Genomic DNA, 15,822 nt, shown 5'->3' with positions numbered 1-15,822 from the left:
GGTACAAATTCTCTTCTGTTACGCGTTTTAACGGAAGCCCCGTTCATTTATTCAGGCAATACTTAAACAGCTATTATGGCAGCCATTCACAATAAAGATATTGGAACCAAGCAAAAGGCCCTGGCCATTAACCTCGACCCAAGTATCTACGGCTCCTTTGCAGAGATCGGCGCAGGTCAGGACGTGGCAGCAAACTTTTTTAAAGCCGGCGCATCATCAGGTACTATTGCTAAAACCATGTCGGCTTATGATATGGTCTTTTCAGATGCAATCTATGGTGCACAGCCGGGTCGGCGTTACGTAAGTGAAAACCGGCTCATGGCCATGCTGGAGCGCGAATATGATCTGTTAATTGAGCGCCTTGCTACGCAACGCGGAGATAACACTACATTTTTCGCTTTCTCGGATACTGCTTCGGCACTTAATTACCATAAAACCAACGAAGGCCACGGCTGGATGGGCGTACGTTTTCAGCTAAAGCCTAACGGTCCGTTCAACGATGTTGTGCTGCATGTAAAGATGCTGGATAATGACAATATACTACAGCAGCAGGCAGTGGGTATATTGGGCGTAAACCTGATCTATGCGTGCTTCCACTATAATGATAATCCACCTGTGTTCCTGCTCTCGTTGATGGACGATCTGTCACGCGACCGGATACAAATAGACATGATCCGCTTTGAAGGACCGGACTTTACCCACGTAGATAACCGTTTAGTGAGCCTTCACCTGGTTAAATACGGCTTTACTGACGCAGCCGTTTTTGGCCCGGACGGTAAAAACCAGCAACCATCAGAAGTATTATACAAAAAGCATATTGTAGTGGTACGCGGCAGGTTCAGGCCGCTCATCAACGTTCATCTGGACATGCTGAATACCGGCGTGAAGCAATTTATGCAGGAGGCTGATGTTGATAGTTCGAACGTGGTGGTAATCAGCGAGCTTACGTTGCAAGCCTTGAAGGAGCGCGACGCTGATCCGCTTGCGGAAATAGATGAAAAGGACTTCCTTGATCGCGTTGATATACTTTGTTCATTAGGTCAAACAGTATTGATCTCCAATTTCCACGAGTACTATAAATTAGTAGCCTATCTTTCTAAGATCACCAAGCTTAAGATGGGTGTGGTGTTAGGCTATCCTAACCTGGAATACATATTCTCGGAAGTACATTACCAAGATCTGCCGGGTGGTATTCTGGAATCGTTTGCCACTTTGTTTAGCCGCAAGGTTAAGCTTTTTATCTACCCTACCCTGCGCGATGGCATTATATGGAACTGCCTCAGGTTTTACCCGCCGCCACACCTTATAGACCTATACAGATACCTGATCGCTAATAACAAAATAGAAGACATCAGGCATTATAACGAAAGCAATCTTAGTGTAGAAACCGATAAGGTACTACAGTTAATAAAACAAGGTGCTGAAGGGTGGGAAGAACTGGTACCTACCGAAGTTGCTGCTGTTATAAAGGAAAGATTGTTATTTGGTTACAATCGTCCTGCGACTTTGAAAGATAATAACGAAGCAGCCGCACAACAGGATAATGTTGCTACTGTAGTCTAAGGTTAAAAGCTTTCTCTTTAGAAGAACTCCTGTACAGGTGTATTAATAGCTTTACGAACTCAAGATTGCTGTTCAATTCATAGCCATTCTACTTATTTTCTGCTACATTAGTAGTTGACTGTTAGTAACCTGGATTGAAGAAAAACCAACTTGAATACATATACTTTCCATATAAACCTATTTGGCCTTGTTTACTTAGCCACGGTATTTACCGGATTCATTTTCTTCCTGCTGCTGTGGTTTATTAAAAATGCAAATACTACTGCAAACCGCTTTCTTGCATTTGCATTACTTACCATTATAGGTTGGATAGCCGGTATTTTAGGCGATGATCTCCGTTTAGAGACTTACCTTCCACATTGGAATTGGATTCCACTACAATTATTACCTGCACTGGGTCCGTCAGTTTACTTCTACGTACTTAAACTAACCCAACCAAGTTGTCAGCTACGCCAAAAAGACATCCTATGTCTTATTCCTCTGCTGCTACAATTATTATTCCTAGCAATGCAGATAAGGGAGAGCTTAATTACTGGTGCAGCTATCTACAACACTTTAGTATTCAAGCAACTAAACCCGTCTATACAACTAATTACCGCTGCGTTAATAATAGCCTATGTTTACCGCTCATTGATAAAAATCAGGCTATTCTATCAAAATCTTGGCTTTAATGCTGCAAACGACCGCCAACTATATGAATTTAAATGGCTGCAACGCTTGTTAATCGCATTTGCACTGCAATGGCTATTGTATATACTTCTTTTAACAGCGTACCATTTCTATCACCCCTATAAATCACTAGTGTACGTTTACAATTCTCTATGTGTTACGTTGGGGATTACAATGATATGGATGGCTGTATCCGCATTTTTAAAGCAGCAAAGCGCCATTCACACCAAGGCAGCTCCAGGATCAAAGCCATTGCTTCCGTTAGACCTTAAGCAAAAAGGCTTACAGCTGAAGAAAGCAATGAAAACAAGCCTATATTATCAAGACCCGGACCTGAACCTTAATACACTTGCTGGCAAAGTTGGGCTCAGCACACATGACCTATCCCGAGTTATTAACACGGTTTTTAAGAAAAGTTTCAACGATTTTGTTAACGATTATCGCGTTAGCGATGTGATAAAAAAAATGCAGAGCCCCGTTCATAGCCATATAACACTCCTGGGTATTGCATATGAGTCGGGGTTCAGTTCTCAAAGCACCTTTAATCGTATTTTTAAGCAAGCAACAGGAAAAAGCCCGCTCGACTTTAAAAACAGCCTAAAAAAAGAACTCCCATCTTATAACATGGGCAGTAATTCACAGTTTGGGTCTATAATTTCAACCCCTGAAACAACCCCAAGTTGGTCTCAGAAGAAATTAAACCGCAGCTATATGTACAAAAATTATTTAAAAATCGCGTGGCGTAATCTAACCCGCAATAAGAGTTATACCGCCATTAATATAACAGGGCTGGCCGTCGGCATTGCTGTTTGTACAATCATATTCACGGTTATACAATATCAAAAAAGCTTTGACGGCTTTCACACACATAAAGACAGGATTTATAGAGTGTTGACAGAATACCATCACACAGAATCTTCAACTGTTACCTATGGCAAAGATGTCCCCTTTCCGCTGCCGGCAGCACTGAAAACTGCTTTTCCACAGGCAGAACAGATTGTTCCGGTTTTTGCGAGCCAGAATGATGAGCTAATGGTTGGGAATAACGACGCAAGTAGCCAAAAGTTATTTAACGAACAGCAAGGAGTATTTTACACCACTCCCGAATTTTTCAAGGTGTTTGACTTTCCGCTGTTAGCAGGCACATACACCTCACTTAAAGACCCTAACAATGTATTACTTACGAAAGAGATAGCCGAAAAATACTTTGGCAACTGGAGAACAGCAATTGGTAAAACAATTAAGCTGCAAGCAGGAGGGTTTATGTTTGAACACGGTACAGATGTGCTAAAAGTATCGGGTATTTTATCTTCTATACCAGCAAACACAGACTTACAGTTGAAAATTGTGGTTTCTTACGGAACAGGATTTACCGGAAATTACCTGGCTCAGTCTACCGATTGGAATACAACCGTATCAAATTTTGGTTGCTATGTCTTACTCCCGCGTAATGCAACAATTAATGATTTTAACAGGGAACTAGGCACTTTTTCTAAAAGGGTTAAGTCGCCGGCTAATAGAGATAGTCATATTTTACAACCTTTAAATTTGGTGCATTATGACGCAGAAGCAGGTAATTACAGTAATAAAACAGTTAGTAATAATCTTTTGAATGTGTTGTGGTTAATTGCTGCTTTTATCCTGGCAATTGCCTGCGTTAACTTTATCAACCTATCAACGGCGCAAGCGGTAAATCGTGCCAAGGAAGTGGGTGTACGAAAGGTTTTAGGAAGTAGTAAAGTCCAGTTGCAAATACAATTTTTAACCGAAACATTTTTAATAGTTATTTGCGCGGTGATTTTAGCGATCGTAATAACCCTGATTGCACTACCTTATCTCAGCCACTTATTAGAGCTATCCCTTTCACTAAGCCTATTTAGCGATCCACAGTTGCCCCTGTTCCTTTTATTTGTGACCATAGTTGTTACGGCTCTTGCGGGGTTTTATCCCGCAATTGTCTTGTCCAGGTTCAATCCCATTAATGCTTTAAAACGTAAAATATCATTTAACAATGGAATTACTTTTAGAAGAGGTTTAGTTGCTTTTCAGTTTATAGTTGCACAGGTACTTATCATCGCCACCTTTATCATTGTAAAGCAGATGCATTATTTCATGAATCAGCCTCTTGGGTTTGATAAAGAAGCAATTATAAATATTCCTTTCCGGGTAGACAGCCTTCGCATTAGCAGGCTTGATTATTTAAAGAATCAATTATTGGAATTAAATGGTGTAAAAACAGTAAGCTACAGTTCTAATGCTCCGGTTGAGAATGGAGGTGACACATGGAACACAATCCGGTTTAATCATTCCATCAAAGAAACAGACTTTAAGGTGATAACCAAATTTGCCGACGACGATTACGTTTCTGCTTACAAATTACAAATCATTGCAGGCAGGAACCTTCGGCCGTCTAATCTTACAAGAGAGTTTTTGGTAAATGAATCATTAGTAAAAAACTTGGGCCTTAAAAACGCCAATGACATACTTAATAAAGAAATAAGTATTTGGAGCGACCAAATTAAGTGTGTTGTAGTTGGTGTAGTTAAAGATTTTAATAACCGGTCGTTTCGTCATGGTCTTGCACCATTGCTCATATCCACAAACAATACCATGTACAACCAGGCAGGAATAAAGCTTTCAACAACAAATATGCCTGCTACAATACTGGGTATAAAGAAAGTATTTGATGAATCCTTTCCTGACTTTGTGTATGAGTATAAGTTTTTAGACGAAAAGATAGCAAGCTTTTATAAACAGGAGAGTCAATTGGCAGCTTTATACAAGCTTTTTGCTGCAATAGCCATATTCCTAAGTTGCCTGGGGTTGTACGGATTGGCCTCCTTCATGGCTGTACAGCGAGTTAAAGAAGTTGGTATCAGGAAAGTACTTGGAGCTACAGCCGGCAGCATTGTTTATTTATTTTCAAAAGAATTTATTACACTTATAAGTATTGCATTTATGGTTGCAGCACCAATTGCGTGGTATTACATGAACCAATGGCTGCATAATTACGTTTACCGTATTGATATAAGCTGGTGGTTGTTTGCGGTAGGCGGAATAACTGCGTTAGTTATTGCACTTGCTACCATAAGTTTTCAGGCAATTAACGCAGCAACTGCAAACCCTATCAAAAGCTTACGAGACGACTGATCACTCCGCGTGTAAAAGCACCCATTATTTTAAAAGTACGACAGTCGTAAGCCGGTCTACGCGCATTTATACTAAAAATAAAAAAAGAAAATCTTATAAAGCAAAAAGACTGTTGTCGGGATGGCAGGACGATAACCAATGCTTGTAAATTATTAATTATCAACGTATTAATCAAAACTAATCAAAGCAGGTGTTCACTTAGGTAACTCCCTGTTTTCAGGATTAAAGATACAAATTCAGCTGAAATAAAACAAGAGCCTCGACTCATTCGATAAGCGTTTCTTTATGACTAAATGTGAAAAGATTATTGGTCAAATAGCCCTTACCAACTAAGCTTTAACGAAATACAAAATCCCTTTTTATTTCTGGGAAGCGGGAAGCCTTCTTGAAGTTTGAACTTATTATTGATTAAAAAGATGTTAGCAGCGGGCAGGCGGTTGGGTTTCTCAGGCCGTTATGCCTTGCTGTTTACTTTTAATTGTTGGCCTTGCTATTAACAATCCTGCTTTTCGCAGCGTTCGCTCACCTAAATAGCAATTTCTAAATTAAACGTCTATTTATCCAATAGCCCCTTTATGAAACTGATCTTATCAGGATGTGCTTCATCTATTCGAATGTTTGGTCTAACGCCGATGTTATCGATTGGATTTTTAGGCAGTCGTTTAGAACGTCCGATAGGAATAACTAGATTAAAGTCCTTGCACGGTATATCAAAAAATTGCGTGTTATTATAATCCAAGGTTCCGGCTGAATTTTCCCCATATATTTTTACTTTCTTGCTCTGCACAGCACTCAATAAAAAAGATTCTGCGGAACTAGCCGTGTTTCTATCGATCAGAATGGCTACATTGGCCGGATATTGATAAACCGTATCTAATCTGATATCGAAGTTATCCTTCCCTGAAGGATTGACAAATTGGTTCGGATGTTGCTTCATTAATCCAATCAAGTTGGTTATGAAGTCCTTGCCTGCCTGTGAAAGGTCACTATCTTTGAGATTTTCAGCCAGAATTTGGATATTGTCTATTGAAGAAAGAAACTCATCAGGTTTTATGTGTATTGGGTCAGTGTAGATGAATGGCATTAATCCACTAAAGGCATAATCAGTGCCACCGACGTTCCCTCTAAGATCTATGATCCAGTTTGGTGTTCTCTTTAATTGCTGATCATATGCTTTCAGTAAGCTATCAATCATCTTCTTTTCGCCCCACTCGAAGGACGGAAGCCTTAATAGAACTGTCTTTTCATCAAGTATCCGGATATTAGTCAATGCCTCTAATTTTTCAGTTGACACATTAATGTTCTTTGGTTTTGCAAAACGTTTATTCAATAATTTTACTGATTCCGGGTATTTCTGCCTATAACGCCAATCCAATTGAACACGGAGGTGGTTGTCCCGGAAATAATTCGTCCATGTCCTCAAAATAATATAGCATGAGTCCACACGATCTGCGGTCATTGCTTTCTTTCTCAGTAAACTTGTGAAGTTATCAAACCCCTTTCTATTTCTCGCTTTGATTTTATCCTTATACCCGGCATAATCTTCTCTGACATGGTTGACCGTATAATCAAAATTTTGCAGACAGTCGCACTGTTGGGCTGATGATACAAATGGAATTAATAACATCAAGATAAGGAAAAGGATTTTCATGAGTAAATCAGGTATATAGTAATGACGCACCAAAGCAAAATTCCGTTACACAATAATAGCTAAATCCTAATTTAAGTAATTCAATGAATCGTATGTATAGCTTGTTCACTATTTAAACACTTGACAGCATCATATGCCATGTTCTGTACACTTTGGGGAGCTTCTTCTGCCTCGCCAACTTCAAGTCATCCCATCCCTATGTCGTATGTTTAAACATAAAATCAGCGGGGAGATGTTTTATGTACCCTGGACTGCCTGGTTCAATACTTTCGTTTCAACCTGATAGCGTTCTGCAAGTGCGTTTAAATATATCTGGCTGATGACCAATTCCCTGGCGGCATTGGATCCTCTTTAATCTCTTTCATAATTTAGCATTTATCGCGTTACAAATTTAAGTTGACTGCTTTTGTAATTTGCGCTTATTCTCTTAAGCTTTTCCTTAAGAGAATTCATATCCTGGCTCACTTCGACATCGAGTATTTTGGCATAATGCTGGGTCGTCTTCAATCCAGTGTGCTCAAGCATTTAGCTCACTGTTTCGATAGGAACACCATTGGATAGCGTGACCGTGGTAGCGAAAGTATGTCTGGCCAGGTGGAAGGTCAAATGCTTGCGAACGTAACAAAGGTCGGCGATCTCTTTTAAATAGGCGTTCATTTTCTGATTGCTTAACATCGGCAGCACAATATCTTTGTTTTCGCACCGCGGATGATCTTTATACTTTGATAAGACTTTCAGCGCTTCGGGAAGATAACTGAACATTATCAGTACTGTATGAGATTAAAACTAGCCTATCTTTTGATATAACCTATGACTTTACGGTATCAGCTTTAAATCCTTAATAAAATCAAATCCGACTCGGATACCCTCGGATTAAATCTCCATTCCCTTCACTCAATTTTGTATCAGAGCAACGCATATTAGATTCAGACAAATTAACTCTTGTCTCATCTAATGCCTTTAAGCTTGAAATTCATTACAAAATTAATAAAAATGGCAACAGAAATCATCACCCGAGAAGACTTGGAAGCGTTCGGCGAGAAGCTGATTGCACAGTTCAAAGCGTTAATCGGCGGCGATTCGCCGGAAGGCACACGCCCCAAATGGTTGAAGAGTTAAGCTCCCTGCCTTCAGCGGTCGTCGTTTTCCCCATACCTTTCCGAACGTCCCAGCACCTTGTAGCAACGCTCTGCTTGAGTGCCAGCATGGCTTTCTCTCCATTAACTTTAATTGCCGCATAAACCGGCGCTTTCCCTTCTTCCTTTTTCTGTCCGCAGATTGAAGTGGACACTGAATGTGTTGATCGCTTTCATAACATTGATCTAATTAAACCATTTACATTTATTTGGTGTTAAATCATACCTAATGGTATCAAAAGATCGGCTCAAATCAGCGAAAAAAAACGCAAGTTCATTGCCATTTAACCTATTGTATTACAGTTGTTTAAACAACTTTTGAATATCTCAAAAGTATGAAACGAAAAGAGGTGTTCAGTTAGGTGACGGATAACTTGCGATGATTTGATATAATTTGCGTTGGCAGGAAAACAAAAAAGCCTGTAAATAATTGATTTACAGGCTTTCCATATCGTTTGATATGTGGTATCGTCGGGATGGCAGGATTCGAACCTGCGGCCTCCACATCCCAAATGTGGCGCGATACCGGGCTACGCTACATCCCGAAAGGGAATGCAAAGGTAGCTTTTTTAGTTAGAGGTGCAAATTTTTTATTCATATTTTCACCCAGTCACATTAAACACGCTGATTAGCAGAAATATAATTTATTTTTCTTTAACATCAACATAAAACTCTTGCCTCAACAACTTGCCATTAATGTTTATTCCCTCGGCCACTATCCGGTAAGTGGCAGGTTCATCAGCTGTATAAAACGAAAGCTTGGCGTTGCCAGCGGCGTTAGTTACTAAATTAGGTTGCCAAAATATAGTTGAACGTTGGCCATTGTAATTGTTGTCGGCTTTTTGCTTGTCATATAAAGGGGTATAAAATTCTTTATCTTCAGCATATCCCGGTAATTTAATTCTTGCTAGTCCGGTCTGCTGCATGCGCTGCAAATCACCCCCTCCCTTTTTTAAAGTGACCACCACTACCCCCCAGTAACCTTCGGTACCATAAATAGCAGCACCAACGCCTGGCTTTAGTATCTCTATACCTTCAACATCATAAGGTGAAATTTGCATTAACACATCAAAGCCAACCTGCACACCATCAAGAACTATTAGCATTGGACTACCCCCTGCTTTAGTAAGCGATATTGTTCTTCCTATAGAATATATGCCATTTCCTTTTACCTGTATACCCGGCAAACCGTAAAAAGCATGTACCAGCTGCGGGTACATTGCAATTCTATCCTTTTTAATAACTATGTCCGCATACGCATTACCTAGTTTGCTGGAACCTGCAACAGAGTTTTTTTGCAGATATGACCGGTCTTTAACCTTTACCTCGTTTAGTACTATTACCTTATTACTAAGCACACTACTGGTCTTTTGAGTTTTTTCGATATTTTGCAAAAAACTTACTAAGCCACTATTTGATAATAAGGTAGCGTCGTAATCCACCGGGACTATTAAATTACCTGGCCTATCTAAAGTTATTTTCACATTATCAGTATTCTTCGCATTTTTAGCCCGTATCACTAATGATGAGGTCCCTACAAAGTCAAGGTTCTCAAAAATGAATTTTCCGTCAGCGTCAGTAGTGGTATCCAGCAAAACAATCCCGTCGGAGGTATTACCATACAATGTTACCTTACCATTAGCTATAGGCTTGTCATTTATCGTGGTCATTTTACCGGTGATATCTAAGCTTTGCTGCGGCTGGTAAATTAGCGGCTTTGAATTATAGGCAGTTAAATCCGTCCACTTAAACCTTCGCCAGCCTTGTGTAAGCAGCAAATTATCAAGATGACGAGTTTTGTCCTCAGACCCTTCAGCAAAGTAATAATTAGGGTTTTCTACGTATCCCTTAATGTCAGAAGTAAGTAGAAGACTGGCGTATATGCTTGCTTCTGTGCTATCAACAGCAACCTTTGCCACATTTGTAACAGCGATAGATAAATTAGACTCAGTAGGACGTCCTGCTGCATCCTCAACCGAAACCACCATATTCACTTGTTCTCGTTTACCATAAAATGGCTTATCGAAGTTAACCTTCATTCTGAGATGATCATGATGATTAACAAAAATCAACCGCTCGGCAAGTGGCTGAGCATTTGTTGATAACAATGTAAATACCACCAAGCCGGTACTAAACTTACTTTCAGGTATATGTGCGTTAATAACGGGCTGATTTAGATTGATTTTAGTTGCATACTTAACTACCCCATTTTGCTGTGCTATTAAGGCTACCTCTTTGCCTATCAACAAATTGCTTGATGCAACCTGTACACCAACACTATCAGTTAAATGATTAATGCTAAGCACGTATCCTTGTGCATCTACCGAAGGTAAGGGGTAACGGGTCACTCCGCCGCTTCTATCATCTATTACCGCAGTATATGCATCAGCTGCTACTGGTTGCAATGCAAATACGCCCATTCCGGCGTGAGCCGTTGTAAATTCAGCTACAATCTTATTATGATTATTAACAACCTTCCCTTTTATTTCCGCACTTAATCCTCCGGAAGAAAGTACTTTAAAAGCAACTTTTGATCGCAACCCGGCTACTAACCGGCCACCTTCCGGAAAAAACTGCACATCCAACTTCCCCTTTAAGGTTTTGATAGGGAAAGACTGGGTAATGGTATTTCCATTTGCCAGCTTAATGCTGGTGCGCAATATCAAGCCGTTAGTTGTTTCCCAATTCTTAACTTTTATATTAAAAAAAGCATCACCTGTACCGCTGGTAATTACTTTCCCGTTCGATAGTGTTCCATTCTGGTTCACCAAAGAGTAGGTAAACGGTTTACCTGCTAATGGCGATTTGTTTTCAGATCCGGAAAACTTGATGTTGACGCGAAAACCGTCATCTGAAATGGAATCTAATCTAGCATCGGCGATAACATTTAGTTGTTCACGTGCATTGCCAATCCAGATGTTTTTTGAGAAGATAAACTTAGTATCAAAGTTCTGCATCCAGCGTGTGTACGCGTTGATACGATATCTTCCTGTATTAAAAGTTGAGTCAGACAGGTTTATTACACCATTACTTAAGCCATTTGCCAATTGTAAAGCAACTGTTTTCCGAATCGAATCACTATCATCAACAATGTCAATGTATAATACTTTACTTAAAGCCGAAAGCTCATTGTTTTCTGCATTAACAACGTACGCTTTTATCCAGACATCGTCGCCGATGGCGTAATAAGGTTTATCTGTATGTAAATGCACCTTTTCCTGAGGATAACTAGTCCTGATAACATCCAGTTTGTATAATAATGCGGTTAGCCAATCCTCATCCGACGCAGCGGAAGCAAGTAGTATAAAACAGATAGCAGAGAGTAAATAAGTAGATATCTTTCTTATCATAGCGTGGTGTCAAGTTAACCAAAAATTTCGTCATCGTTAAAACTAGTTGCTGAAATTAAATTATCGTAACTGCATTTTTGCAAAAGCGGGTATAAATTGTTGGCTTATTACCGCATCTTTGTGTCACTATTAAAAACCTGGCTTTCCGCCGTTTGATGAAGACACCTTTACTACTGCTTCTGCTCATTTTGTCGGCTAAATTGTTCGGACAAAATAACGAGTATCAGTTCTCAAAACTGGATATAAGCAGCGGGCTGTCTCATAATCAGGTAAACAGTATATTAAAGGACAGCAAAGGCTTTATGTGGTTTGGTACTGTTTCTGGCTTAAACCGTTACGATGGCTACAAGTTCAGGACCTTCAAACACATACAGGGAGACAGCACAAGCCTGAACGATGATTTTATTGAATCGATATCTGAAGGACCAAATAACACCTTATGGATAGGAACACGCACGGGCTACAACATTTACGATCCGCGCACAGAAAAGTTTAGCCATGACATAGGCAAAGCTTTAAGATTGTTAAAAATCCCGCCCCAAAATATAACCAGGATCAAAAAAGACCGGGCGGGTAATTATTGGTTTTTAAATTCGGTTACCGGTATTTACAAGTACAATCCCGCTACGGCGAAGACCATACACATAGCCGCGGGTAGCAATGCTATCTACAGCAATACCGTTTCTGATCTGTCGGTAGACTCTAAAGGGCATATATGGCTGGTTTATAACCAGGGAGTATTGGAGCGGCTCAACGGCTTTAATCACAAAGTAGATTACCGCAGGAAGTTGCCCGAGCTGCCGATTGGGTTAAACAGCGGCTATAAAGTTTTTATTGATAAACAAGATGATGTATGGGCCTTTGTGCCGTCATACTCCAACGGGGTATATTATTTAAGCAGGGATCAGAAAACGTTCAAACACCTGGATAAAGGAATAACCCCTGAAAGCTTAAATACAAACGTTGTGGCTAATGTTGTTCAGGACAATAAAAACAACATCTGGATAGCTACAGATCATGGCGGAATAAACCTGCTGAACAAACAGGATTTCAGCATCAAATACCTGTTAAATAGGGAAGACGACAATAAAACTGTTGGCCAAAATAGCATAGTACTGCTTTATAAAGATGATACAGGCATTATTTGGGTAGGCACCTACAAGAGAGGAGTTAGCTATTATCATGAAAGTATTATCAAGTTCCCGCTTTATACGCATCACTTGTCAGACCCCGGAAGCTTAAGCTTTAGCGATGTAAACAAATTTGTGGAAGACAAAAATGGAAACCTGTGGCTAGGGACAAACGGCGGCGGCCTGATGTACTTCGATCGTAAAAAAAATAAGTTCAAAAAATACCTCCACAATGCGGCTGATCCAAACAGCTTAACCAACAATGTAATTGCTAGCATGTACCTGGATCATGAGCAAAAGCTATGGATCGGGACCTACTTTGGCGGTTTGGACTGTTTTGATGGAAAAGTATTTAAACACTACCGCCACAGCCAGTCGGATAAAACTAGTTTATCTGACGATAGAATATGGTCGATATTGGAAGACACTGACCACAACTTGTGGGTAGGCACGCTATCCGGCGGATTGAACATGCTGAATCGGAAGACAGGTAAGTTTACACATTACATTCCTACGCCAGGCTCCTCTAATTCTATCCATTCCAATTACATTCCGGCATTACTAGAAGACAAGCACAACAACATATGGATAGTAACCTCCTATGGTATCGATGTATTGAATAGAAAAACGGGGCAATTTTCTCATTATATACATGACGATAAAGATCCATCGAGCATTATAAATAACTGGACCAACAACATCCTGGCCGATGGCCGAGGTTTAATTTGGGTGAGCACACGTGAAGGATTAAGCATATTTGATCCTGCCTCCGGTAAGTTTACTAACCTCACCAGAAAGGACGGGCTGCCTGATAATACCGTTTTGGATATTCTGGAAGACAAGGCGCACAACATTTGGGTAAGCACCCCTAATGGCTTGTCTAACATCATTGTAAACAGGCAATCTGCTGCGCTGAAGTTCCAGTTCATCAATTACAACGAGAAAGATGGTTTACAAGGACGTGAGTTTACGCCTTACTCCTCTTACAAAACCCGTAGCGGGGAGCTAATATTTGGAGGCGGAAATGGTTTCAACATTTTTCGTCCGGAAGATTTACGCACTAGCAAACGCGTACCTCAGCTGGTGTTTACGGATCTACAAGTGTTTAATAAAAGCCTTGCAGTTGGAGAAAAGATTAACGGAACTGCTATACTGACCAGCTCAATTACGGACGCTAAGCAGATAGAACTAAAATATAACGAAAACGTGTTTTCTGTAGAGTTTGCTGCACTTTATTACTTTGATCCGGATAAGGTTAAGTTTGAGTACACCATGGATGGCTTTAACAAGGATTGGATTGCCGCAGATAACCTCACCCGTAAGGCAACCTACACAAATCTTGATGCCGGCGACTATGCCTTTAAAGTACGTGCTTCTAACCCTGGCTTTTGGACAAGTAAAGAGATTACACTACATGTTACCATATTACCTCCATTTTGGAAAACAACCTGGGCTTATATACTATACGCGCTGGCTTTTACCGTGGTTTTGTTATATATAAGGCGGCGTGGCATAGCTAAACTACGTACGCAATTCTTACTGGAGAAAGAACGCGAAGAAACCCAGCGCCTGCATGAACTTGACCTGATGAAAATCAAGTTCTTTACAAACGTAAGCCATGAGTTTCGTACACCTTTGTCGCTGATTATGGCACCGGTTGACAGGATAGTGAAACAAGCAAAAGATCCAGAGGTAAAAAGCCAGCTTTTGCTTGTTAACCGCAATGCCAAGCGGTTGCTTAACCTTGTAAATCAGCTACTCGATTTCAGAAAGATGGAGCACCAGGAGCTTAAACTCCATAAACGCTCCGGAGATATCGTGAGCTTTATAAGAGACCTCTCCTGTTCTTTTACAGACGTCGCGGAGCAAAAAAGCATCGACTTTGTGTTCGATACAGAGATAGAGGAGTTCTACATCAACTTCGATCATGACAAGATTGAGCGTATACTGTTTAACCTTTTGTCAAACGCTTATAAGTTCACCCACTCGGGTGGGCAGGTAAGTGTGCTGCTTAGCCTGGTTGAACAAGAAGACGACACCGCTTTGGAAATCAGAATAATGGATACCGGCATTGGCATTCAATTCGACAAAATAGATAAGATATTTGAGCCATTCTTCCAGAATGATCTGCCAGGGAGTATGCTGAACCAGGGCAGCGGCATAGGCCTATCCATCACCAAAGAGTTCGTGCGGCTTCATGGCGGGGAGATAACGGTGGAAAGCGAACCTGGCCAGGGCAGCTGCTTCACCGTGATACTTCCTATGCAACAGTTAGACGATATTCTGTTCACAGACACTACGCACACTATTGAACACGAAAAGGATGAACTACCTAATGCTAACCCTAAAACAACAGCTCGCCTAAAAGATACCAGAGACACCCGGATGCCAACCGTTTTATTGGTTGAGGACAACGACGACTTCCGCTTTTATATAAAGGATAACCTTAAAGACGCTTTTAATATTATTGAAGCTGATAACGGCAAAAAGGGCTGGCAAAAGGCTTTGGCTCAGCACCCTAACCTCGTGGTAAGCGATATAACCATGCCAGAGATGAACGGCATTGACCTCTGCCGCAAGATTAAGACCGATCCGCGTACCAGCCATATACCCGTTATATTGCTAACGGCTATGGCAGGCGAAGAGCAGCAATTGAAAGGATTGGAAACCGGCGCCAGCGATTACATGACCAAACCCTTTAACTTTGAGATACTCGTATCCAAAATAAAGAACATCCTGAGCCAGCAGGAAAGCATGCGCAAAACCTATCAAAAACAGGTTGAGGTTACTCCTACTGAAATGCATGTAGATTCGCCCGACGAGCTGTTCATCAAAAAGGTGTTACTACTGATAGATAACAACATCTCCAATCCGGGCTTTTCGGTAGAAGAGTTGAGCGGCGAGATGTTTGTGAGCCGCTATACCCTGTACAAGAAGATACTACAGATGACCGGCAAAACCCCTAACGAACTGGTGCGCCAGATGCGTCTTAAACGTGCTGCGCAGCTTTTAGAGACCGGTCACCTTACTATATCGCAGATTTGTAATAAGGTTGGCTTTAAAAGCCAGAAGTACTTTGTAAAAACCTTTAAAGCGGAGTTCAACACTATACCCTCCAGGTATGCTGAGCAATTTAACGAATCTTAAACCCCGGCAAACTGTAACACAATGAT

Annotated in this window: 7 protein-coding genes and 1 tRNA gene; 4 read left to right on the top strand and 4 right to left on the bottom strand. The window is 40.7% G+C overall.

The genetic code is table 11. The features are described 5' to 3' along the window. Positions 1-75 precede the first annotated feature (75 nt). Positions 76-1,563: a TonB-dependent receptor gene (locus DYU05_RS01995; protein ID WP_205771771.1), complete on the top strand. Its 1,488-nt coding sequence runs from the start codon at positions 76-78 to the stop codon at positions 1,561-1,563. A gap of 150 nt (positions 1,564-1,713) precedes the next feature. Then, complete coding sequence (locus DYU05_RS01990; protein WP_117381307.1) at positions 1,714-5,382, top strand: ABC transporter permease; 3,669 nt, start codon at positions 1,714-1,716, stop codon at positions 5,380-5,382. A 553-nt stretch (positions 5,383-5,935) separates the two neighbouring features. Here DYU05_RS01990 and DYU05_RS01985 read toward each other — a convergent pair. Both DYU05_RS01985 and DYU05_RS21485 read right to left on the bottom strand, forming a co-directional pair. Beyond that, entirely contained in the window at positions 5,936-7,033 is a 1,098-nt protein-coding gene (locus DYU05_RS01985) for a S41 family peptidase (RefSeq protein ID WP_117381306.1), read from the bottom strand. 525 nt (positions 7,034-7,558) lie between these two features. Beyond that, entirely contained in the window at positions 7,559-7,795 is a 237-nt protein-coding gene (locus tag DYU05_RS21485) for a site-specific integrase (protein WP_205771770.1), read from the bottom strand. Between the two features lie 231 nt (positions 7,796-8,026). On the opposite strand from DYU05_RS21485, the gene DYU05_RS21390 reads away from it, so the two are divergent. After that, positions 8,027-8,152, top strand: a complete 126-nt coding sequence (locus DYU05_RS21390; RefSeq protein WP_262511245.1) for a hypothetical protein — start codon at positions 8,027-8,029, stop codon at positions 8,150-8,152. A 488-nt stretch (positions 8,153-8,640) separates the two neighbouring features. On the opposite strand, the gene DYU05_RS01975 is transcribed toward DYU05_RS21390, so the two are convergent. Both DYU05_RS01975 and DYU05_RS01970 read right to left on the bottom strand, forming a co-directional pair. After that, positions 8,641-8,714 (bottom strand) — tRNA-Pro (locus tag DYU05_RS01975). Positions 8,715-8,813: 99 nt separating this feature from the next. Next, positions 8,814-11,519 (bottom strand): TonB-dependent receptor plug domain-containing protein, encoded by a 2,706-nt coding sequence (locus DYU05_RS01970; RefSeq protein WP_117381305.1) that lies wholly within the window; start codon positions 11,517-11,519, stop codon positions 8,814-8,816. A gap of 155 nt (positions 11,520-11,674) precedes the next feature. On the opposite strand from DYU05_RS01970, the gene DYU05_RS01965 reads away from it, so the two are divergent. Continuing rightward, a complete protein-coding gene (locus DYU05_RS01965; RefSeq protein ID WP_117381304.1) occupies positions 11,675-15,796 on the top strand; it encodes a hybrid sensor histidine kinase/response regulator transcription factor in 4,122 nt (1,373 codons plus the stop codon). The last annotated feature ends 26 nt before the right edge of the window (positions 15,797-15,822 follow it).

The organism is Mucilaginibacter terrenus (genome assembly GCF_003432065.1).
GTDB classification, from domain to species: Bacteria; Bacteroidota; Bacteroidia; order Sphingobacteriales; family Sphingobacteriaceae; genus Mucilaginibacter; species Mucilaginibacter terrenus.
Note: the sequence above shows the minus strand (reverse complement) of the source record. Positions and strands in the feature narration are given on the sequence as shown.